Below are 22617 nucleotides of genomic sequence, written 5' to 3'. Positions count from 1 at the left end.
AAATCACGATAAAATGGCAATATGTCACAACGAAAGCTGGTGCTGTTATCTGGCTTAATTTTATGATTTTACGACTATTTAAGGTACCCCATGGCTGAGTGGAACGGTGAATATGTCAGCCCTTATGCTGAACATGGCAAAAAAAGCGAACAAGTGAAGAAAATCACAGTCTCAATTCCTTTGAAAGTGTTGAGAATCCTCACTGATGAACGCACTCGTCGCCAGGTCAATAACCTGCGTCATGCAACTAATAGTGAATTGCTGTGTGAAGCATTCCTGCATGCATTTACTGGACAGCCGCTGCCCGATGATGCTGATTTACGTAAAGAGCGTAATGATGAAATCCCAGAGGCAGCCAAAAAAATTATGCGGGAATTAGATATTGATCCTGATACCTGGGAATATTGATAGTAGCGAAAAAACCCCTGTAAAAATACAGGGATTTTTTATTTTGACTAAAATGCAAAACGCCCGATGCAAAACACCGGGCGTTAGTACCAGTCGGCCTGTCATCACGGACAGGCGCAATTCTGCAATTACTTGCTGACACCTGGAACATTGAAACGTTTCTTAAAGCGATCAACACGACCACCAGTAGCAACATCACGTTGTTTACCCGTATAGAATGGGTGGCATTGGCCGCATACGTCCAGGTTCAGAGCGTGACCAGCGGTAGATCTGACTTGTATTACACTACCGCAAGAGCAAGTTGCAGTAATTTCTTCATATTTAGGATGAATACCTTTTTTCATGGGATAACCTCTGTTAAGGCCGTGTCGCTATCCAGCCCTGTTGCCGCCAGACACCACACGTCGTGTTGATAAAATGAGTTTGGTATCTTCCATACCAAAGGCGGCGGATCATACAGAATATCTACCCATCCCGCAATGAAATCCGCTTATTGTCTATGATACTCTATAGCCAATTTTTGCTTTATTTATTGATCGCTCGGAATAATTTTATGGCTGTTGTTCAGGTTGCTCTACCTGTCCCTCTTACCCGCTCTTTTGACTATCTGCTACCCGCAGAGAGTCAATTACCCGTTGCAGGAATGCGGGTAATAGTCCCTTTTGGCAAACGTAAAGCGATTGGTATCGTCACTGGGATAACTGACCACAGTGATATTCCGACAGAACAACTGAAAACCATAGAATCTATTCTCGATACTCACTCCTTATTTCCAGAAAATCTTTGGCAATTATTGCTCTGGGCATCCAGTTATTACCATTATCCCATCGGTGAAGTCCTGTTCCATGCATTGCCAGTGCTGCTTCGTCAGGGAAAACCTGCGGAATCAACTCCACTATGGCAATGGCAAGTCACACCAACAGGCGCTGAATTACCGCTGGCGCAACTGAAACGCTCGCCAAAACAGCAGCAAGTACTGGCAACCCTACGCCGTAAAGCAATATATCGCCATCAGATTACAGAACTGGAACTAAGCGAAAGCGCTTTCCAATCGCTCAAGAAGAAGTCACTTATCGATTTATACCCTGTACAACCTGAATCTGAGAACTGGCGAAATCACTTCCAAATCACTGGCGAACGCCTAAAATTGAATACCGAACAAGCCACAGCAGTTGGTGCTATCCGTGCAGAAGACCAGCAATTCTCTCCTTGGTTACTGGCGGGCATCACCGGATCAGGTAAAACAGAAGTTTATCTCAGTATATTGGAAAATATTCTGGCGCAAGGTAAACAAGCGCTGATACTTGTACCGGAAATTGGCCTGACACCACAGACCATCCGTCGCTTCCGTGAACGTTTCAACGCACCAGTTGATGTTCTGCATTCAGCCCTGAATGACAGTGAACGTCTCGCTGTATGGCTACGAGCGCGACAAGGTGAGAACGCAATTGTCATCGGTACACGCTCAGCCCTATTTACCCCTTTCGCCTGCCTTGGCATCATCATTATTGATGAAGAACATGACAGCTCTTATAAGCAACAGGAGGGCTGGCGTTATCATGCCCGTGATTTAGCGGTATTCAGAGCAAAAAAAGAGAATATCCCGGTGATCATGGGCTCTGCGACTCCAGCACTGGAAACACTTTACAATGTGCAACAAGGCAAATACCGCCCGCTAACATTGTCCAAACGGGCAGGTTATGCTCAGCCAGCGACTCAGCATCTGTTGGACCTAAAAGGCTTACCACTCAAAATCGGGTTATCTCAGCCACTAATAAAGCGTATTGAAGAACATCTACAAGCCAATAATCAGGTCATACTTTTCCTTAACCGCCGCGGTTATTCACCGGCCCTACTCTGCCATGAATGTGGCTGGATTGCAGAATGCCAACGCTGTGACCATTATTACACGCTGCATCAATACCATCGTCAGTTACGTTGCCATCATTGTGACAGCCAGCGCCCCGTTCCCCGTCAGTGCCCGCAATGCGGTTCTACTCATCTTCAACCTGTTGGCCTTGGCACAGAACAGCTTGAAGACGGTATTTCAGCCCTATTCCCTAATGTCCCCGTTACCCGCATTGACAGGGATACCACCAGCCGCAAAGGAACACTGGAACAACAACTGGCTGACATTCATGCCGGAAATGCCCGTATACTGATTGGCACCCAAATGCTGGCAAAAGGTCACCATTTTCCTGATGTCACACTGGTCGCGTTACTTGATGTTGATGGTGCCTTGTTTTCAGCAGATTTTCGGGCAGCAGAACGTTTCTCACAACTTTATACACAGGTTTCCGGTCGGGCTGGTCGAGCAGGTAAACGAGGTGAAGTGGTTCTTCAAACTCATCATCCTGACCACCCATTACTGCAAATTTTGCTCAATAAAGGCTACGATGCTTTCGCTATTCAAGCTATGGATGAGCGCAAAAGTGTGTTTTTGCCACCATTTACCAGCCATATTATCTTGCGGTCAGAAGATCACGATAATCAGCAAGCACCTGCTTTTTTACAACAATTGCGCCTACTTTTCGAACACCACCCTTTGCGGGATGATAACTTATGGATCATGGGCCCGGTTCCTGCATTACAGTCAAAAAGAGGTGGTCGTTATCGTTGGCAACTATTAATTCAACATCCATCCAGAACTGTTTTACAAAAAATCATGGCACTGGTTTATCCACAGATAACAGCTTTACCGCAAACCCGAAAAGTGAAATGGAATATCGATGTTGATCCAACAGATAGTTAGTAATTAATCGCCTCTATTTTAAAACACATAACCTGAGCAGATTAAACATTCTCTTATTTACTATTAAAAAAATCACACCCGGCAATCCGTAATCAATGAAAAATTACTCACTAATTTGCGAGCCATATCGAATAAATGATTTATATCACACTTTTTTACAAACTAAGGAATAAATGAATTTGCCAAACTGTTTAGAATGATCCCTTAATAACATTGTCATAACCTTAAACCGCATGTCGTTACTTTCCTTAAAGTCACTGATGGTTTCCCGGCAACCAGAAAATGACAATCATTTAACTAATCAGTCAGGAAATGAGGAGTGAGTTTTGGATCAGAAAAAGAATGGCACCTCCGCAACAATGAAAGATGTCGCTGAAGTGGCTGGCGTTTCTACCGCAACAGTATCGAGAACACTCATGAATCCAGAAAAGGTTTCTTCCCAGACCCGACAAAAAGTGGAACAAGCTGTACTGGCTGTGGGTTATTATCCAAATAATTTATCCCGTAATCTTAAACGCGGTGAGTCAAAAACTATTTTAGTGATAGTACCAAATATCAGCGATCCCTTTTTCACTGATGTGATTTGCGGCATTGAGGAGACAGCGGAACAACATGGCTATCTGGTTTTAATCGGTGATTGCCAACATCAGCAAAAACAGGAACACGCGTTTCTCAACCTGATTGCCACCAAACAAATTGATGGTCTGTTGCTACTGGGTTCGAATATCCCGTTTGATGCCAGTAAAGAAGAACAAAAAAACCTGCCACCAATGGTAATGGCAAACGAATTTGCACCAGAGCTAGAGCTGCCGACTATTCACATTGATAACCTGACCGCGGCATTCAATGCGACTCATTATCTACAAACATTGGGGCATAAACGCATTGCCTGCCTCTCCGGCCCGGAAAATATACCGATTTGCCGCTATCGCCGTCAGGGATATATCCAAGCATTGCGTCGCTCTGGTGGGACAATTCGTGAAGATTATATTGTCCAAGGTAACTTTACCCATGAAAGCGGGGCAAAGCTGACTGAACAGTTGCTCTCTCTGCTGGATCCTCCTACAGCCATCTTCTGCCACAGCGATGTCATGGCGATTGGCGTAATGTGGCAGGCTAAAAGAATGGGCTTAAAAATACCGGAAGATTTATCAATCATTGGGTTTGATAACTTAAGTCTCTCCATGTACAGCGATCCGCCGTTGACAACCGTTGGACAGCCCAGTTATCAAATTGGTCACCAGGCAATGTTACTGTTGCTAGATCAAATCCAGGGTCACACAACTTCTGGCGGGTCTCAGTTACTGGAATCGGAATTAATTATTCGGCAAAGTACCTGTTCGCCTAAAAGCTAGTCAAATAACCGCAGGTTAAGTAACATATCGTTTATTTTCTTTTACTTAAATTACTCAGCGAATTAGACAGTGGCACAACGAGATTATGTGAGTCGCGGGCGTTCAAACACCCGCCGTAAAAATACCGATAAGAAAAAATACCAAGCCCAGGGGCTGCCAAAAGCAACGCTGGCCGTCGCGGTAGCCTTAGTCGCTATCTTTATTGGTGGCCTTTACTTTATTACCCACAATAAACAGAAAAGCGAACCAGAAATACTGCCAAAACACTCTCAGCAAAACAATGGGTTACCGCCAAAACCAGAAGAACGCTGGCGCTATATCAAAGAATTGGAAAATCGCCCCGTTGGCATTGAGACACCACGTGATCCCTCATCCGGGGGGCAAATCAATTCACAAACCCAGTTGACCGCAGAGCAACGGCAGTTACTTGAACAAATGCAGGCGGATATGCGCCAACCGACGACTTCGCTGCCAGAAGTGCCATACAATGGCGTTCAAGTGCCGCGTTCACAAGTGATCATCAAGCCATCAACGGAGACACAACAACCAACGCAGACTCAGCCAGTTCAACCACAAACTCTACCACCGGTTGAAACCAGTAAACCTAAACCTGTAGATAAGCCCGTAGAAAAGGCACCGCGTATGATTTTACAATGTGGTTCATTCCGCAATATGGGCCAAGCTGAATCAGTACGTGCCAATCTGGCATTTGCGGGTATTGAAAGCCAGATCACAACGGGAGACGGCTGGCATCGTGTTGTTCTTGGTCCCTACAGTAAAAACACCGCAGAAAAAATGCGGGAACGTCTGAAAGGCGCTGGCGTATCAGGTTGCATTCTCCGTGTTACTGGGGGTTGAAAAATGATAATTCTCCCCCATCTATACTGCTAACACCGTGCACACGGTATTTTCGATAGCCGTATACCCTATGGATTTCAAGATGCATCGCGACGGCAAGGGAGCGAATCCCTGGGAGCATAGGTAACTATGTGACCGGGGTGAGCGAGTGCAGCCAACAAAGAGGCAACTTGAAAGATAACGGGTATATACACTGTCGAAAGTACCGTGCGTCACATTTATCTATTTTTGTAACCAAGGGCTTACTCGTGACTACAATCGTAAGTGTTCGCCGTAATGGCCAAGTCGTAATCGGTGGTGATGGACAGGCAACGATGGGTAATACCGTCATGAAAGGCAATGTCCGTAAAGTTCGCCGCCTCTATAATGACAAAGTCATCGCGGGTTTTGCCGGCGGTACAGCAGACGCTTTTACTCTGTTTGAACTGTTTGAACGTAAACTTGAAATGCACCAAGGGCATCTGACCAAAGCAGCGGTTGAGCTTGCTAAAGACTGGCGCACTGATCGCATGCTACGCAAACTGGAAGCTCTGCTGGCAGTCGCAGATGAAAATACCTCCCTGATCATTACAGGTAACGGCGATGTCATTCAGCCAGAAAATGACCTAATTGCCATTGGTTCCGGTGGCCCATACGCCCAATCCGCCGCACGGGCAATGCTGGAGAATACCGATCTCAGCGCCAGACAAATTGCAGAGAAAGCGTTAACCATTGCTGGTGATATCTGCATTTATACCAACCATAATCATAACTTCGAAGAACTTCCTTCAAAAGCGTAAGGGTAGATAGTATGTCTGAAATGACTCCACGCGAAATTGTCAGCGAACTTGACAAACACATTATTGGTCAGGATAAAGCGAAACGCGCTGTAGCTATCGCACTCCGTAACCGCTGGCGTCGTATGCAGCTAGATGAAACGCTGCGCTACGAAGTAACACCTAAAAATATCCTAATGATTGGCCCGACTGGGGTAGGTAAAACCGAAATCGCCCGTCGCCTGGCAAAACTGGCAAATGCGCCGTTTATCAAAGTCGAAGCGACCAAATTCACCGAAGTTGGCTATGTTGGTAAAGAAGTAGACTCTATCATCCGTGATCTGACCGATGCCGCGGTTAAAATGGTCCGCCTGCAATCCATCGAACAAAACCGTTATCGAGCAGAAGAACTGGCAGAAGAGCGTATTCTGGATGTCCTGATCCCACCAGCAAAAAATAACTGGGGACAAACGGAGACGCAAGTTGAGCCATCAGCCGCACGCCAGGCATTCCGTAAGAAACTACGTGAAGGTCAACTTGATGATAAAGAAATCGAGATCGATGTTGCTACCACACCTGTGGGCGTCGAGATCATGGCTCCTCCAGGTATGGAAGAGATGACAAATCAGCTGCAATCTATGTTCCAGAACCTTGCCGGTCAGAAACACAAATCTCGTAAGCTAAAAATCAAAGATGCTTTCAAGCTACTGATCGAAGAAGAAGCCTCCAAACTGGTTAACCCGGAAGAATTGAAACAACAGGCGATTGATTCCGTTGAACAACACGGTATTGTCTTCATTGATGAAATCGACAAAATCTGTAAACGAGGTCAAACTTCAGGCCCTGATGTTTCCCGTGAAGGTGTTCAGCGTGACCTGTTACCATTGGTGGAAGGTTGTACGGTATCCACTAAACACGGCATGGTAAAAACAGACCACATCCTGTTTATCGCCTCCGGTGCATTCCAGGTTGCCAGCCCTTCCGATCTGATCCCTGAATTACAAGGGCGTCTGCCAATCCGAGTGGAGTTACAGGCACTCACCACAAAAGATTTTGAGCGTATTCTGACTGAACCAAGTGCATCCCTGACGGAACAGTACAAAGCACTGATGGCAACGGAAGGTATGAGCATCAGTTTCACGGATGATGGCATTAGCAAAATTGCGGAATCCGCATGGCAGGTAAATGAATCAACCGAAAATATCGGGGCCCGTCGCCTACATACTGTGCTTGAGCGGCTGATAGAAGATATTTCCTTCGAAGCCAGCGAACGTCGTGGTCAGTCAGTTGATATTGATGCCGACTATGTTAAAAAGCATCTAGATAAATTGGTTGCAGATGAAGATCTGAGCCGCTTTATCCTATAATCGGTATATACGATTTCTGATCCGCTATAATGAATCATGGGAGGCTTGCCTCCCATTCGTTTTTTATAAGCCTACAGGAGTAAGTGAACGCAGAAATGAACTCATCAACTTCTATTAGTCAAACTCAAGCATGGCTGGAAAGTTTGCGTCCTAAAACGCTACCACTCGCCCTTGCCGCCATTATTACTGGCTCAGCCCTTGCTGCCTGGACAGGGCATTTCAAGCTACCGGTTGCCTTACTGGCTCTATTAACAGCAGCCATATTGCAAATTCTGTCCAATCTCGCCAATGATTACGGTGATGTTATCAAAGGCAGTGATACTGAAAAGCGTATCGGGCCACTACGTGGTATGCAAAAAGGCATTATTACCTCCTCACAGATGAAAAAAGCGCTGAAGATTATTGTCCTGCTAACTTGCCTGTCTGGTAGCGCCTTGATTGCTGTTGCCTGTGAAGAACCTAGCGATATATTCGGTTTTTTGGCACTTGGCCTGCTAGCAATTATTGCCGCAATTACCTATACAGTCGGTGCAAAACCTTATGGCTATATGGGACTTGGCGATATTTCAGTACTGATTTTCTTTGGCTGGTTAAGTGTTGCCGGTACTTATTATCTTCAAGCAGGTTTTTTTGACTCGGTTGTCATACTCCCGGCGACAGCCTGTGGTCTTCTCTCTGCTGCTGTTTTAAATATCAATAACCTGCGTGATATTGAAGATGACAGACGGCATGGCAAAAACACCCTAGCTGTCCGTCTCGGCCCTAAAAAAGCCCGTTATTATCACGGATGTTTAATAATTACAGCAATACTCTGCTTGGTATTATTCACCATACAAAACCCGTCTGGCTGGTCAAGCTGGTTGTTCCTGCTCGCTCTGCCTTGGTTGTTCAAACATATGTGGTATGTACTTAATGAACCCACACCAGAGGGAATGCGGCCAATGTTGGGACAGATGGTTAAGGCGGCATTATTGACTAATATTCTATTTTCAGTTGGTCTTATTTTTAATTAGACAGTATTTGCGCTGTTTTTCCGAAGGTGTTGTAACTTAATCATTCTGGGTACCTGTTAACAATATCAATTTAATAATTGATGATTTTGCTAACATCGGCCTGAAAGGGATATACTTACTGTTCCATACCTTAACCAGACGTAAATCCTATGAAATATGATACTTCCGAGCTTTGTGACATCTATCAAGAAGAAGTAAATGTGGTAGAGCCTATGTTCTCCAATTTTGGCGGGCGTACTTCATTTGGTGGTCAAATCATCACGGTTAAATGCTTTGAAGACAACGGGTTACTTTACGACCTGCTTGAAGACAACGGTCATGGACGCATTTTACTGGTAGATGGTGGTGGTTCTGTACGCCAAGCATTAATTAACGCTGAGCTGGCACAACTCGCTGTGCAAAATGGATGGGAGGGCATTGTTGTTTACGGTGCTGTACGTCAGGTTGACCAATTAGCAGAGTTCGACCTCGGCATTCAAGCTATAGCCGCTATTCCTGCTGGCTGTCGTGATGAAGGAACCGGCGCAAGCGATATCCGGGTGAATTTTGGTGGTGTCACCTTCTTCTCTGGCGATTATTTGTATGCCGATAACACCGGTATCATTTTGTCTGAAGAACCGTTGGAACTTGATGATAACGAAGAAGATGAGATCATCTGATGATATAAAACTAAGGGCGATTTTTCAGATCGCCCTTCTTTTGTCTGCTGGAAATTTCAATTACTGAACATCTTCCATTTTGCCTAACAAGGCACGCAAACGTTCTTGCCATACTTGTTGCTCTTGTTTTAATTGCTCATTTTCATGAGCCAGAGACTCACGGCCGCTGGTTGCATTCTGAATTTCCTGAGACAAAAATCGATTTTTTTCTTTTAATTCTTCAATTTCCATTTGTAGCAGGGTAATAGTATCAATCGCCTGCTGAACCTTGGCTTCCAGCTTTTCAAAAACTTCAAATGACATTCTCGGTTCCCCCTTGTAAGCAATTGTCTGATTGTATGTAGCCAAAGCGCCCCTGTCTAGCAACATCCCCAACACATGGAAAATAACTACCAAATAAAAAGCTCAAAGTGTCTCGCACTTTAATTTTTAGCAAAATAGCAGATAAATGCGGATTCGCTCATTTTGTTGACACAACACACACATTTCAATTTCGCTATTTCTCGTTTCCGCGCATTAACGATAAATTTACATAATCCCCTTTTCAATTTCTGAAAGGTGACAATAATAATTACGCTTCTAAAATCTTCTTTGTAGGATAGAACATATGAGCCAAGCCACTAGCACGACATTAACCGGACAATGTATCTCTGAGTTTCTTGGTACCGCACTATTGGTTTTCCTTGGAGTAGGCTGTGTTGCTGCTGCACGTATTGCCGGCGCACAATTAGGCTTATGGGAAATCAGTATTATTTGGGGTATGAGCGTTGCGTTAGCTGTTTATCTCACCGCAGGTGTTTCCGGTGCTCACCTTAACCCGGCAGTGACGATTGCCTTATGGTTGTTTGCCCGCTTTGATGGCAAAAAGGTTATCCCTTTCATTATTGCCCAAATGATTGGTGGCTTCATCGCTGCCGCTCTCATTTACATGATGTACTACAGCGTATTCCTTGATTACGAACAGGTACACAATATTGTTCGTGGTACGCCTGAAAGCCTGTTTACAGCAGGTGTATTCTCTACTTACCCAATGGCGCCACTGTCCATTTCTCAGGCTTTTATGATAGAGGTTATCATTGCCGCCATTCTGCTCTGTTTGATTCTGTCGCTGACTGACGATGGCAACGGTATTCCCCGCGGTCCTCTGGCCCCGTTACTGATTGGTATTGTGATCGCCGTTATCGGCGGTGCATTTGGCCCATTAACCGGTTTCGCGCTGAACCCGGCCCGTGACTTTGGCCCCAAACTAATTGCTTATCTAGCGGGTTGGGGAGATATTGCCCTGACAGGTGGACGTGAAATCCCTTACTGTCTGGTTACTCTGACCGCACCCATTATCGGCGGTATTGTGGGAGCATTTGGCTACCGCAAACTTATTGGCCGCAATTTACCTTCTGATGTTCATAAAACTGAAGTACAGAAGAAAAAGAAAGCCTAGAGTAGAGCATTACCAGAACAGGTTATTATCATGACAACAGAAAATATGATTGAGAAAAAGTATATTGTCGCCCTTGATCAAGGAACTACCAGCTCCCGAGCGATAATTCTTGATCACGACGCCAATATTATCTCAATTTCCCAAAGAGAGTTTACGCAAATTTATCCTAAACCGGGTTGGGTAGAACACGATCCAATGGAAATCTGGGCAACCCAAAGCTCAACTCTGGTAGAAGTATTGGCGAAAGCGGATATTAGTTCTGATCAGATTGCCGGTATTGGGATTACCAACCAACGTGAAACAACGATTATTTGGGAAAAAGAAACCGGTAAACCTATCTACAATGCCATCGTTTGGCAATGTCGCCGTACCGCGGACGCATGTACTAAACTAAAACAAAAAGAGGGATTGGAAGAATATATTCGCCAGAATACAGGGCTGGTAGTAGACCCTTATTTCTCCGGCACCAAAGTAAAATGGATCTTAGATAACGTCGCAGGCGCCCATGAACGGGCTGAAAAGGGAGAGCTCCTATTCGGTACTGTGGATACTTGGCTGGTATGGAAAATGACTCAAGGCCGAGTCCACGTTACCGATTTCACAAACGCCTCCCGAACGATGCTGTTCAATATTCACAATCTGGAGTGGGATCAGCATATTCTTGATGAGTTACAAATCCCTCGTTCCCTACTGCCTAGCGTTCATTCATCTTCTGAGATTTATGGTCAGACCAACATCGGCGGTAAAGGCGGCACCCGGATCCCTATCGCAGGTATTGCAGGTGACCAACAAGCTGCTCTATATGGCCAACTTTGTGTCCAACCGGGTATGGCGAAAAACACCTACGGGACAGGCTGTTTCCTGCTGATGAACACAGGTACAGATGCCGTGCGCTCCAACCACGGCCTACTGACAACGGTTGCCTGTGGTCCCCGGGGTGAAGTGAACTATGCGCTTGAAGGTGCGGTTTTCGTTGGTGGCGCTTCCATTCAATGGCTACGCGATGAACTGAAACTTATTGCAGATGCGGCTGACTCCGAATATTTTGCCACTAAAGTTAAAAATAGTAACGGCGTGTATGTGGTCCCTGCTTTTACCGGCCTTGGTGCCCCCTATTGGGACCCCTACGCCCGAGGGTCAATTTTCGGCCTAACCCGTGGTACCAACAGTAATCACATCATTCGTGCGACGCTGGAATCTATCGCCTATCAGACTCGTGATGTACTGGATGCTATGCAAGCTGATGCAGGCACCCGGCTGCAAGCACTGCGGGTAGATGGCGGAGCCGTTGCCAATAACTTCCTGATGCAATTCCAATCAGATATTCTTGGCACCCGTGTAGAACGCCCTGTAGTGCGTGAAAGCACTGCATTGGGCGCCGCATTCCTCGCAGGATTGGCAGTTGGCTACTGGAAAGACCTAGATGAAGTGAAAAGTAAAGCCACCATTGAGAAAGAATTCCGTCCGGGTATTGAAACCACCGAGCGTAATTACAAATACAATGGCTGGAAAAAAGCAGTTGCCCGTGCGCAGGATTGGGAAGATAAAGGCTAAGGCATTCTAATATAAAGAAAGGGTGAAATTACCACCCTTTCTTTACTATATGATTAAACGACATGTCCCTGGCGTTGCATCCTGTAACCAACAAAGTAAGATCAAATATTCATGACGCCGAACCATCCCGGTAACCACATCAATGCACCGGTCATTGACATCTTCTGAAGAACGGGGTTTTACAGCGCCCCGGATAAAGTCACAATAAACCCCCAGCTATCAGAAAATAGCTTGTATGCTGTTACTCTACTAATGTGATTAACTTACAAAGTTAAAATATTTTGCTAAGTAGTGCACAATTTTATTTTCAGAAAAAATTGCAGTCAATTACGCCATATATTGCAACAAATATGTACATATAAACCAAGTATTAATAAAATAATGGTTAATTTTTCTATGACACAGAATCGATAATGGTATTTATCTCTATAGGACTAAAATAGCGACGTAAAAACAAACTGTTCGGAGATTTCTTTCGGGATTAGGAGATAAGTTCCAATGGCAAACTGGGTTACAGGAAAAGTTACACAAGTTATTCACTGGACGAATACCTTATTCAGCATCAGGATACATGCACCGATTGAAGAATTTACTGCGGGCCAGTTTGCAAAACTGGCGATGGAAATAGATGATGAACGGGTGCAACGGGCCTACTCTTATGTTAATGCCCCGATAGATAATAATCTTGAATTCTACTTAGTGACGGTTCCAGAAGGCAAACTCAGCCCACGGTTAGCAGCTCTGCAACCGGGTGATGATCTCTTAGTAACAGAACAAGCCGCAGGCTTTTTTATTCTTGATGAAATACCTGATTGTGAAACATTATGGATGCTTTCAACAGGGACCGCCATTGGCCCTTATCTGTCAATCCTCCAGCAAGGAGATCATCTGGATAGATTCAAGAATATCGTATTGGTGCATGCAGTCAGACTAACACAAGATTTAAGCTATCTGCCCTTAATGCAGCAATTAGTTGAACGTCTCAATGGCAAGTTACGAATTCAGACTATCGTCAGCCGTGAACAAAACCCCGGCTCATTGACTGGCCGTATCCCGACATTGATCGAGAACGGCGAACTTGAATCCGCTGTCGGACTTACGATGAGCAGTGACAACAGCCATATTATGTTATGCGGTAACCCTCAAATGGTGAAAGATACCCAGCAACTGCTAAAAGAGCGGCGTGGAATGACAAAACACCTACGCCGCAAACCGGGGCATATCACCAGTGAGCAATATTGGTAATTTCAGTCATCTTTGACAGAAATAAAATCCACTTTCTCTGTCGCCTCACCAAACCGGTTTGACCCATCCGTACCACGGAATACACCGCAATCAAGCACCATCATTACAATGATCAATGTGGGGATAAAACGGCCAATCCCCCATTGCCAGAATGGTGCCATACCACCCCAGTCAGCAGCAATCAACAACCCTGCCAGTAATAAAAGCAGCGACCAACCTCCCCGCTTATTTCGATCATGCAGACGCTTAACCATCATTGCCGCTACGGGATACATCACCAAGACAAGCACAAAAACAGCATAGTGCATGGTCAAAGAATTCATTCCCTGAATAGTCAAGATAACAAACATCAAGGCCAAGCAAACACCAATGCCAATCCAGAATTCACGCCGCCCAATTCGCCCTTTGAATGAAAAACCCCATTGTTGTAATGTCATCTATTCTTTTCCAATCGTGTATTCTGTTTCTCAGCGCAGTTTAACCTAAGCGAGCGACAACATGAAAATGGACGTTAATAAATTTCTAGCCATAATATTAGCGGCAAGCAGTGTCGGTTTGCCATTGGTAGCCAATGCTGATAAATCCACAACCACAGAACCCACAGTACAAGCGACCTATCTTCTGCCGAATGCCCCCTCTTTCGATGAAACTATCCCGCGATTTCGCGAAAAATATAATCGCCGCAACCCAACATTGCCACTACGCGAGTATCGAGTAATCATAAGTAAAAACATTTATCCGCCACTGACACGAGCAGCCAGCAAAATCAATGAAAAACTCTATTCTTCCGCCGTACTTGAGCGAGGAAGTGAAAAAATCAAAAGCCTGCAACTGACATTACTACCATCAGAAAATACCGCTGAAACTCAGCAAAACCAAATTCTAGCAGAGCAGTACATGACCGCCCTAATGCGCCACTTTAACCCAACACTTTCACAGGAACAAAGCAAAGAGAATATTGACAACTTACTCATAAACAGCAAAAAATCGCCATTTTACAGCCACAACATCGGCGCCATTCGCTATATTGTGGTAAATAGTAGCGAAAAAACGCTTACTTTCGCTATTGAACCGATTAAGCTATGGTTATTTGAACCCGATAACTAATCAAATTCAGCAATAAAAAAAAGCTATTGTTGGCAATGATCACTATACTGTGGAGCGCCGATCTACCGAATCGATCTTAAGAATGAATTTCATTCAACTCACTACTTAAACATTCTCTGGTTGGAGGAAAAAACATGCGACATCCATTAGTTATGGGTAACTGGAAATTGAATGGCAGCACCCATATGGTTAACGAACTCATCACTGGCCTGCGTCAAGAATTAAGCAGTGTTACCGGCTGTGACGTCGCTATCGCGCCACCAGCGCTTTATCTCTCTCAGGCTAAACAAACACTGGCTGGCAGCCGCATTGCTCTAGGTGCACAGGATGTTGACGTTAACCTGTCTGGTGCATTTACCGGTGAAACTTCCGCCACAATGTTGAAAGACATTGGCGCAGAATACATTATTATCGGCCACTCTGAACGCCGTACTTACCACCAAGAAAGTGACGAATTCATTGCGAAAAAATTTGCCATTCTTAAACAACAAGGTCTAATTCCTGTTTTGTGCATCGGCGAAACTGAACAGGAAAATGAAGCCGGCCAAACTGAAAGCGTATGTGCAAGGCAAATTGATGCGGTTCTGAACACATTGGGAGTAGAAGCCTTCCAAGGTGCGGTCATCGCTTACGAACCTGTTTGGGCAATTGGTACAGGCAAATCAGCAACACCGGCACAAGCTCAGGCTGTGCACAAATTCATCCGTGATCATATTGCGCAGAAAGATACCGCAATCGCACAACAAGTCATTATCCAGTACGGTGGCTCTGTGAACGCAGATAATGCCGCTGAACTATTTGCTCAGCCAGACATTGACGGTGCATTAGTTGGTGGTGCATCTCTAAAAGCTAACGCTTTCGCTGTTATCGTAAAAGCCGCAGCCGCTGCGAAAAAAGCCTAATTCATATTTCAACGATAATTGACCGCCGTACACCTACGGCGGTCAATTATTTTTATCGCTGAATAATCTCATCAAACACACCGCCAGCCGCAAAATGCACTTTTTGAGCTTCACCCCAACCGCCGAATATCTTATCGACAGTAAATAATTCCAAAGCAGGAAAAGAAGAGAGGTACTTATCGGCAACCGCTTTATCACGTGGCCGATAATAATTTTTAGCCACTATCTCCTGTCCAACTGGCGAGTAAAGGTATTGCAGATATTCTGTTGCTAACTCACGGCTATGACGTTTATCAACAACCTTATCAACAACCGAAACCGTCGGCTCAGCCAGAATTGAAAGACTCGGTGTCACAATTTCGAATTTATCTTTATCAAGCGCATTAATCGCTAATAATGCCTCATTCTCCCAGGCAATTAATACATCACCGATTCCACGCTCGACAAAAGTACTGGTCGCTCCTCTTGCGCCAGAATCGAGTACTTCAACATTCTGGTAAAGGGCTTTAACAAACGCTTTCGCTTTGTCCTGTTCCTGATTGTTATGAATCAACCCATAACCCCATGCAGCCAGATAATTCCAGCGTGCACCGCCCGATGTTTTTGGATTAGGTGTCACAACAGATACTCCTGAACGAACTAAATCCGGCCAGTCTTTAATTTGCTTTGGATTACCTTTCCGCACTAAAAAAACAATGGTTGAAGTATAGGGGGCAGAATTCTCTGGCAAACGCTTAATCCATGCTTTCGCTATCCGGCCACGTTCCGCAATGGCATCCACATCATAGGCCAAAGCCAGTGTCACCACATCCGCCTCAAGGCCGTTGATAACAGAAGTTGCCTGTTTACCCGAACCACCATGAGATTGCCGGATTATCACCTTATCCCCTGTCTTCTGCTGCCAATAATCACTAAAAGCCTGATTATACTGCTGATATAACTCACGGGTTGGATCATAGGAAACATTAAGAAGTTGAAGATCTTTTGCCCATACGCTGCTACTAGTAATCAATAGTAACGTCAATGCTACACGCCATCTGACTTTCATTTGAATCTCTCCACAAAGTGTTTTAACTGTTATGAAATTCAAGGCTGACAGAAAGCGTTATCACTCAGAAATAATTAAAAGCATTTATTTATATGTGATAGGAATATCCAAAGATAAATTACAGCCTCCAACGAGGCTGCAACGGATTTAGGTTTGCCGGTATTGACGTGATCAATACAACTTTTTCGCGGTTTCCAACCAATCCTGTTTAAACACACGTTGCATATCTTGCACTGCATCAATGATGTCATGATGAACAAGTTTCTCGTTCTGAATGCCAACACAACGACCACCATAACCTTCCAGCAGTAATTGAATGGAATATGCCCCCATACGGGAAGCCAGAATACGATCATAGGCAACCGGGGAACCGCCACGCTGAACATGGCCTAAGACTGTGGCACGGGTTTCATGATGCGTCTCTTTTTCGATATGTCTCGCAAGTTCATAAACATCACAAACATGTTCGGTAATTGCAACGATGGCGTGGCGTTTGCCTTTATCGATACCCGCTTTAATTTCAGCTACGAGCTCATCACAACTAAATGAGACTTCCGGTAGAACAATAAACTCACAACCGCCTGCAATAGCGGCTGACAAAGTGAGATCACCACAATAACGTCCCATTACTTCAACAATGGAAATACGTTTGTGGGAAGTCGAAGTATCACGCAGACGGTCAATCGCTTCCACCACAGTTTCCAGCGCAGTGAAATAGCCGATGGTATAATCGGTACCCGCCACATCATTATCAATAGTGCCCGGCAGACCAATACAGGGGAAACCCGCTTCTGTCAGTTTTTTCGCGCCAAGATAGGAACCGTCACCACCGATAACGACCAGAGCATCAAGGCCGTTTTTTCTCATGTTCTCAATCGCGACAGTACGAACCTTCTCATCCCTGAACTCTGGAAAACGAGCGGAACCTAGAAAAGTACCCCCACGGTTAATCATGTCGGATACACTAAAACGGTCAAGTTTCTTCATGCGGTTTTCATACAAGCCAAGATAGCCATCATAAATACCGAAAACTTCCAACCCTTCGGTTAATCCCGCACGAACCACACCACGAATAGCTGCATTCATACCCGGCGCATCACCGCCACTCGTTAAGACACCGATTCTTTTGATCTCATTGCTCATGACGACCTCTGACTTGTAGATGTAATAATTGCAAACCCGCTAACGGCGGACTCCGTATGCGATCACTTTGCCTGAGAAATCTGCCTTTTTAACCTGTTACCACCCGACGTACTGAAACAATCAAGCTGAATTGATTCAACTTCTCATATAATACGGTAAAAAACCAAGTCTGCATTAACAATAAGTCCCTTTTTTGAGATCAAGTTGGCTAAAAAACCATTTAATTACGCTCCTATAGCTCTTAAAGTCATCAACCAACCTCCGAGAAATCCTATCCTTATATCCCCGCTCGCACTGGATAACCTAACTTCTTCCACTCCTTTAAGCTCGTTTTTCAAATGTCAGACTATAGGTCATCAAGGCTCACACTAACAAATTCAGCATCTTTTAAGCGCTTATCCTAAACTTTGTTCAATGCCGCATCCTCAGCAAATTCCTGATAGTAAGCGAATAACTCAGGCGGCACACAATAAAATGCTGGTTCATTTCGGTTTAAGATTGCGATAGCCTCACCTTCTCCCTGTAAATATGTTCCCATAGGGTTACGTTTCAGATCGGTAATACTCGCCGTTGTGTTTGTTAAGATTTGAGATGCCATACACCACCTCATGCAATTATATATACCCTATGGATTTCAAGATGCATCGCGACGGCAAGGGAGAGAATCCCCGGGAGCATAGCAAACTATGTGACCGGGGTGAGCGAGCGCAGCCAACAAAGAGGCAACTTGAAAGATAACGGGTATAATTCAACATCAGATCATTTAAAAGCACCTTTAAATGATCTTTTATTTAATCTTTATGTATAAAAATAACGTGTCAGATGGAAAAAGACTGGGGCGGCAAAACATAACGAATCGATCCTATCTAACATGCCGCCATGACCTTCAATCATTTCACCGAAATCTTTAATGCCACTATCACGTTTTATCGCCGACATACACAAGCCACCAATAAAGCCCATCAGCGTAATCGCTAATGACATCAAACCTGCCTCCCACGGAGAAAATGGCGTTACCCAATAAAGTGACATTCCTAATAACACTGAAACCAAAATGCCACCAACAAAACCTTCAACTGTTTTATTTGGGCTCAATTTAGGCACAATAGGATGTTTGCCAAATAATTTACCAAACACATATTGCAAGACATCTGACATCTGCACCACAATCATTAAAAACAACAATAATTCGACATTCTCGCCCTCATAACCAGGAATATCTAACATCAATAAAGCGGGGGCATGGCTAATACAAAATACAGCAACTAACATACCCCACTGTATTTTGGCTGTCCGTTCCAGAAAGTTCGTTGTATCTCCAGCCAATGCAATACGAGCAGGTAAAAACAGGAAAACATAAACAGGAATGAAAATAGAAAACACGCCATACCACTCAATACCAACAGCAACGTATTGCAATGGCATGAAAATAAAGAAACACCAGAACATCGCCTCATGGTCACTTCGTCGTGTTGGTGTCAAAGTGAAAAATTCCCGTAAAGCGAAAAATGACATACTCGCAAATAATAACACTGAGCCGATCGGCCCAATAATCACCGACAACACACAAATAATACACATCCCCCACCAGCCACGGATGCGAGCATTCAGATTATCAATTGTCGCATTACTGTTATCCCTTGAATATTTGGAGGAAAGTATTGCACCAACAATACTGGCAATAATTAACGGCACGAACATACCACCCAACAACAGGAGTAGTTTATTATTAAGCATAGTCATAATATTAACGCCTCCAATGCTAAACGAGCCCTCTGTAAAAAGTCAGCTTTTTCCTCTTTTGAACCTAATTTTTCCAAAGGTTGCCCAAATGTTGCTGAACAAATAACAGGAACAACAAGTGCCGAGCCTTTTGGCAAAACCTTGTTTAAATTTTCCAGATAAACGGGAATAAGCTCAACATCAGGATACTTCTTCGCTAAATAATATAGACCACCTTTAAACTTATTAATTTGTTCCCCACTCCCTCGCGTTCCTTCCGGGAACAAAATTAAAGATTCCCCTCGTTTTAATACATCCTCCATTGGTGTCAGGGTATTTCCCTTTAAACAATCCTCTCCTTTACGATCAATAAGCACAGCCCGAAAAACTTTATTGATAAAATATCTGCGCAGATAAGTTTTACTCCAATAATCACGCGCAGCAACTGGATGCACCCGAGAGCGTAATACCCGAGGAAACCCAGCCCAGATAACTAAGCCATCCAGATGACTGCTATGATTGGCATAATAAATTCGGGAAGCTACCGATGGCTTACACCCAATCCAACGAATTCTCACTCCTGTTAACAAACGGCAAAGCCCAGACAGAAACGAACCCATACCTTTACTTACCAGTGTCACTTCTTGGGGTTTATTCATTACAAGCATCCTTCTCTTGTAATTCATTCAATATGACTCTGGTTCGCCGAACACATGTCCAGAGACAACCCAATGTGATAACGACTAATACCGCCAATAAAAGATACTGGCTCCATAACTGAGGTAAAAAAGCGGCAACAATTGAACTAACGGTAATTAATGCCATCCGATGCTGTTTCGCCATCGGCCCTAGGAAACGCTGAGGCAAACCACAAGTCCCACCTAACAAGCGAATATAAGCGGTCAAAACAGCTAATAATGCAGCAATACAGCCAAGAGAAATCGCAAATGGAAAAAGTGTTAAACCATACCCCACCCCAATCAGAATAAAAGAATCAGCAATACGATCAGGAAGATCATTAAAAACAGTACCGGCAGCCGTCTTCAATCCCCCTTCAACAGCAACCATGCCATCCAATAAATTACACATTAGTCGGCCTTGAATAAGCAAGGCACCAATAATCAATAAAACTGAAGTCAACCAAAAAGACTCGACTAAAAAACACACGGCAAAACACACGCCAGCGAATACAGCAAAAACAACGCTGGCAACAGATATACCATTTGGTGTCGCCCCTTTATATTGCAACCATTTAGCCATTTTACTGGCCCACACTGCATTGCGTGTTTTGATCGGACGCCGATCTTTTACCTCGTTACCAGACATACCTTTTCCCTTTTTGAGCACAAATGAACAATCAAATCTACTTAAGTTAAATGAAATAAGATAAACAGGATTGGTTAGAATAACAACAATAAAAAAACCTGCCGGTGGGAGGAGGGAAAAAGATAGGAATAGCGTTCGTTTTTTACAACGCAACACTATGTAATAAAAGGACTTATTTAGAGAAATATTCAACTTTTTGGGTTCAGTCCAATTGAGGCTTATCAATTCAGAGCATCATAAAAAATCTTAATCAAAATTAACTATCACTACTACAAGTACATTAATCTCCCGATCTTACAGCTACCTTTAAATTACATTAAATACAAAATTACCCCTTACTCTACATTACCCTACAGGCTAATATTTACTGTGGAATGGGAGATTAACCATGATAGAAGTTTTTTTCCATCCATCCGCAAACTCTGAATTAGATGGATTATCAGAAGAACTACAAGGTAAGTTTTATGCGTTAATAGATACATTATCTGATAAACCACATGATTTACGAAAACCACACTGCAAGCCACTTGAAACACGAAACAAAATTTTCGAATTAAGAACAAATGACGGAGACAACATAGAACGGGCTACATGGTGCTACGGGGAAGAAAAAAACACTATTTACATGCTTAGTTTCTTTATCAAAAAGTCACAAAAAACAGATATAAGAGACAAAACAGGCTTTAGACCTACATATTCAATTGCAAGAGGAAATGAGATCATAGAGAGAACAGGCAGGGTTAACAAGTGCACAGGTAGCGGAAAGAATGGGAGTTAAACCTCCAACAATTTCAAGACTTGAACAAAACACAGATAGGGCAAGCACTGAGAGAATTTTAAAATACGCTAGCGTTTGCGGAATAAAGGAAATCAAACTTACTATTGCATCGTAAAAAGCCGCCTCCACATAGGTAATGCTGCTCGGTTAAGGTTTTTTATAACTCAGTTTACTGTCATGCACCCAGTTATCTGGCTGGAATATTTTTGAGATTCACCTCAACGTTTTTTACTTAAAAAAGTCCGGTTATTCTTCTGGAGGTGTGCAATATTCTGAGAATTTTTATATTTTCTATATCCTCATCGTAACGGTAGAGCATGATGAAAGGAAAATGAGGGACAACGAGTTTTCTATAACGCTCATCTGGGCTGTTACGAGCCTTTATGCCTGCGTATGGGTTAACTTTCAGAAGTTCAGCCATTTCCGAAAATTTTGTATCAACGTTATCAGCCAATAACAGCCCAGCCTGTTCAAAGAAGTAGAGATAAATTTGCTCCCGGTCAGTTTGGGCGGTTTCTTCCCATGAAATACGTATCACTTTATCCCCTGCTCAGCTTATTACGCAGTAGAGCCATCCGATGATGACTTTCAGAAGCATCGATAAAATGAGCCAAGCCATTTTCACATCGGTCAATTGCTTTCTTAATTTCCTCTTCTAACCAGTGAGCATGGGTATTTTTTTGATACTCACGTTCTTCATTCGCCAACTCTTCAGCTTTTTGTCTCATTAACTTTGTTAAGTCCGTCTGATGGCGTTTGGCAGTTTGCATGGCTAAGCGCTTGGTTTCTTCATCAATACGAAAATGAATCGTCTCCATTCCCCCTCCTTCGTTCACTATTGCCTCAAAGTATGTTGTCATTTGTGTTGCCACATTAGCACAATAACCTATAACAACAATGTTGTTTTCAAAGAAAACAATCAGATTATTAACAAAGTGCTGGTTTTTTATCCGGCATTTTGCCAATAATTTCACTCCCTGGAAGGGGGTCGGGCTAACATATGGTCAATTACTGTCAGAGCTAACTGGCGCATCACATTCGAATTTAAAAATGGTGATGCTTACATTTTAAACCTGGAGGATTATCACTAATGAGACAGGCTATTGTTTCTCATCCGGGCGTTATGGTATCCAACATGCTGGAGGATTTAGGGGTTGGCGTTCGCCAGTTTGCTAAAAACATCGGCG

The 22617-nt window shown here is 43.9% G+C and carries 25 protein-coding genes and 2 pseudogenes; 16 read left to right on the top strand and 11 right to left on the bottom strand.

Going from position 1 to position 22617, the window contains the following annotated elements:
• Positions 1-90: 90 nt before the first annotated feature.
• The gene (metJ, locus tag SLS51_RS20410; protein WP_323840415.1) at positions 91-408 is read left to right on the top strand and encodes a met regulon transcriptional regulator MetJ; all 318 of its coding nucleotides are present in this window, start codon (positions 91-93) and stop codon (positions 406-408) included.
• 128 nt (positions 409-536) lie between these two features.
• Here the strand turns inward: metJ and rpmE are convergent, their stop codons facing one another.
• The gene (rpmE, locus tag SLS51_RS20405) at positions 537-752 is read right to left on the bottom strand and encodes a 50S ribosomal protein L31 (RefSeq protein ID WP_011148823.1); all 216 of its coding nucleotides are present in this window, start codon (positions 750-752) and stop codon (positions 537-539) included.
• A 209-nt stretch (positions 753-961) separates the two neighbouring features.
• Here rpmE and priA point away from each other — a divergent pair, with 209 nt between their 5' ends.
• The 7 genes from priA to rraA all read left to right on the top strand — a co-directional run bounded on the left by priA (position 962) and on the right by rraA (position 9167).
• Positions 962-3160, top strand: coding sequence for a primosomal protein N' (priA, locus tag SLS51_RS20400; protein ID WP_323840414.1), 2199 nt, complete (start codon positions 962-964; stop codon positions 3158-3160).
• 326 nt (positions 3161-3486) lie between these two features.
• Positions 3487-4515 carry a DNA-binding transcriptional regulator CytR gene (gene cytR / locus SLS51_RS20395; protein WP_323840413.1) on the top strand — a complete coding sequence of 343 codons (1029 nt, stop codon included), beginning with the start codon at positions 3487-3489 and terminating at the stop codon, positions 4513-4515.
• 69 nt (positions 4516-4584) lie between these two features.
• Entirely contained in the window at positions 4585-5373 is a 789-nt protein-coding gene (gene ftsN, locus SLS51_RS20390; protein ID WP_323840412.1) for a cell division protein FtsN, read from the top strand.
• Between the two features lie 248 nt (positions 5374-5621).
• A complete protein-coding gene (gene hslV, locus SLS51_RS20385) occupies positions 5622-6152 on the top strand; it encodes an ATP-dependent protease subunit HslV (protein WP_036780122.1) in 531 nt (176 codons plus the stop codon).
• Between the two features lie 11 nt (positions 6153-6163).
• Entirely contained in the window at positions 6164-7495 is a 1332-nt protein-coding gene (gene hslU / locus SLS51_RS20380; RefSeq protein WP_323840411.1) for an ATP-dependent protease ATPase subunit HslU, read from the top strand.
• A 95-nt stretch (positions 7496-7590) separates the two neighbouring features.
• The gene (locus tag SLS51_RS20375; protein WP_323840410.1) at positions 7591-8508 is read left to right on the top strand and encodes a 1,4-dihydroxy-2-naphthoate polyprenyltransferase; all 918 of its coding nucleotides are present in this window, start codon (positions 7591-7593) and stop codon (positions 8506-8508) included.
• Between the two features lie 149 nt (positions 8509-8657).
• On the top strand, positions 8658-9167 hold the full coding sequence (rraA, locus tag SLS51_RS20370; protein WP_011148830.1) for a ribonuclease E activity regulator RraA: 510 nt from the start codon (positions 8658-8660) through the stop codon (positions 9165-9167).
• Between the two features lie 60 nt (positions 9168-9227).
• Here the strand turns inward: rraA and zapB are convergent, their stop codons facing one another.
• Entirely contained in the window at positions 9228-9470 is a 243-nt protein-coding gene (gene zapB / locus SLS51_RS20365) for a cell division protein ZapB (RefSeq protein ID WP_323840409.1), read from the bottom strand.
• A 304-nt stretch (positions 9471-9774) separates the two neighbouring features.
• On the opposite strand from zapB, the gene SLS51_RS20360 reads away from it, so the two are divergent.
• The 3 genes from SLS51_RS20360 to fpr all read left to right on the top strand — a co-directional run bounded on the left by SLS51_RS20360 (position 9775) and on the right by fpr (position 13404).
• Entirely contained in the window at positions 9775-10605 is an 831-nt protein-coding gene (locus SLS51_RS20360) for an MIP/aquaporin family protein (RefSeq protein ID WP_323840408.1), read from the top strand.
• Positions 10606-10635: 30 nt separating this feature from the next.
• Positions 10636-12159: a glycerol kinase GlpK gene (gene glpK / locus SLS51_RS20355; protein WP_323840407.1), complete on the top strand. Its 1524-nt coding sequence runs from the start codon at positions 10636-10638 to the stop codon at positions 12157-12159.
• A gap of 498 nt (positions 12160-12657) precedes the next feature.
• The gene (gene fpr, locus SLS51_RS20350) at positions 12658-13404 is read left to right on the top strand and encodes a ferredoxin--NADP(+) reductase (protein ID WP_323840406.1); all 747 of its coding nucleotides are present in this window, start codon (positions 12658-12660) and stop codon (positions 13402-13404) included.
• A gap of 2 nt (positions 13405-13406) precedes the next feature.
• Here the strand turns inward: fpr and SLS51_RS20345 are convergent, their stop codons facing one another.
• On the bottom strand, positions 13407-13841 hold the full coding sequence (locus SLS51_RS20345; RefSeq protein ID WP_323840405.1) for a DUF805 domain-containing protein: 435 nt from the start codon (positions 13839-13841) through the stop codon (positions 13407-13409).
• Positions 13842-13908: 67 nt separating this feature from the next.
• Between SLS51_RS20345 and SLS51_RS20340 the strand changes: the two genes are divergently transcribed.
• Together SLS51_RS20340 and tpiA are read left to right on the top strand one after the other, a co-directional pair.
• Positions 13909-14511, top strand: coding sequence for a YiiQ family protein (locus SLS51_RS20340; RefSeq protein ID WP_439126898.1), 603 nt, complete (start codon positions 13909-13911; stop codon positions 14509-14511).
• A 134-nt stretch (positions 14512-14645) separates the two neighbouring features.
• Positions 14646-15413, top strand: coding sequence for a triose-phosphate isomerase (gene tpiA, locus SLS51_RS20335; RefSeq protein ID WP_323840403.1), 768 nt, complete (start codon positions 14646-14648; stop codon positions 15411-15413).
• A 52-nt stretch (positions 15414-15465) separates the two neighbouring features.
• On the opposite strand, the gene SLS51_RS20330 is transcribed toward tpiA, so the two are convergent.
• The 6 genes from SLS51_RS20330 to SLS51_RS20305 all read right to left on the bottom strand — a co-directional run bounded on the left by SLS51_RS20330 (position 15466) and on the right by SLS51_RS20305 (position 20652).
• Entirely contained in the window at positions 15466-16461 is a 996-nt protein-coding gene (locus SLS51_RS20330) for a sulfate ABC transporter substrate-binding protein (RefSeq protein WP_323840402.1), read from the bottom strand.
• A gap of 171 nt (positions 16462-16632) precedes the next feature.
• Positions 16633-17604 (bottom strand): 6-phosphofructokinase, encoded by a 972-nt coding sequence (gene pfkA / locus SLS51_RS20325; RefSeq protein ID WP_323840401.1) that lies wholly within the window; start codon positions 17602-17604, stop codon positions 16633-16635.
• Positions 17605-18004: 400 nt separating this feature from the next.
• On the bottom strand, positions 18005-18202 hold the full coding sequence (locus SLS51_RS20320; RefSeq protein WP_323840400.1) for a type II toxin-antitoxin system Phd/YefM family antitoxin: 198 nt from the start codon (positions 18200-18202) through the stop codon (positions 18005-18007).
• 200 nt (positions 18203-18402) lie between these two features.
• Positions 18403-19347, bottom strand: a complete 945-nt coding sequence (locus tag SLS51_RS20315) for a phosphatidate cytidylyltransferase (protein ID WP_191214902.1) — start codon at positions 19345-19347, stop codon at positions 18403-18405.
• On the bottom strand, positions 19344-19985 hold the full coding sequence (locus SLS51_RS20310; protein ID WP_323840399.1) for a lysophospholipid acyltransferase family protein: 642 nt from the start codon (positions 19983-19985) through the stop codon (positions 19344-19346). The genes SLS51_RS20315 and SLS51_RS20310 overlap by 4 nt, the downstream gene beginning before the upstream one ends.
• A complete protein-coding gene (locus SLS51_RS20305) occupies positions 19978-20652 on the bottom strand; it encodes a CDP-alcohol phosphatidyltransferase family protein (protein ID WP_323840398.1) in 675 nt (224 codons plus the stop codon). The genes SLS51_RS20310 and SLS51_RS20305 overlap by 8 nt, the downstream gene beginning before the upstream one ends.
• 388 nt (positions 20653-21040) lie before the next feature.
• On the opposite strand from SLS51_RS20305, the gene SLS51_RS20300 reads away from it, so the two are divergent.
• Positions 21041-21430, top strand: coding sequence for a type II toxin-antitoxin system RelE/ParE family toxin (locus SLS51_RS20300; protein WP_323840397.1), 390 nt, complete (start codon positions 21041-21043; stop codon positions 21428-21430).
• Positions 21378-21545 (top strand): annotated as a pseudogene (locus tag SLS51_RS20295) (helix-turn-helix domain-containing protein); the annotation flags it as partial. The gene SLS51_RS20300 and the pseudogene SLS51_RS20295, both read left to right, overlap by 53 nt.
• A 117-nt stretch (positions 21546-21662) precedes the next feature.
• On the opposite strand, the gene SLS51_RS20290 reads toward SLS51_RS20295, so the two are convergent.
• Together SLS51_RS20290 and SLS51_RS20285 are read right to left on the bottom strand one after the other, a co-directional pair.
• Positions 21663-21968: a type II toxin-antitoxin system RelE/ParE family toxin gene (locus SLS51_RS20290; protein ID WP_323840395.1), complete on the bottom strand. Its 306-nt coding sequence runs from the start codon at positions 21966-21968 to the stop codon at positions 21663-21665.
• A gap of 1 nt (position 21969) precedes the next feature.
• The gene (locus SLS51_RS20285; RefSeq protein WP_439126897.1) at positions 21970-22395 is read right to left on the bottom strand and encodes a damage-inducible protein J; all 426 of its coding nucleotides are present in this window, start codon (positions 22393-22395) and stop codon (positions 21970-21972) included.
• Positions 22396-22401: 6 nt separating this feature from the next.
• On the opposite strand from SLS51_RS20285, the pseudogene SLS51_RS20280 reads away from it, so the two are divergent.
• Positions 22402-22521, top strand: a pseudogene (locus tag SLS51_RS20280) (type II toxin-antitoxin system RelE/ParE family toxin); the annotation flags it as partial.
• Between the last annotated feature and the right edge of the window lie 96 nt (positions 22522-22617).

The organism is Photorhabdus africana, assembly GCF_035181445.1.
Lineage (GTDB): Bacteria > Pseudomonadota > Gammaproteobacteria > Enterobacterales > Enterobacteriaceae > Photorhabdus > Photorhabdus laumondii.
This window is presented reverse-complemented; position numbering and strand designations above follow the sequence as displayed.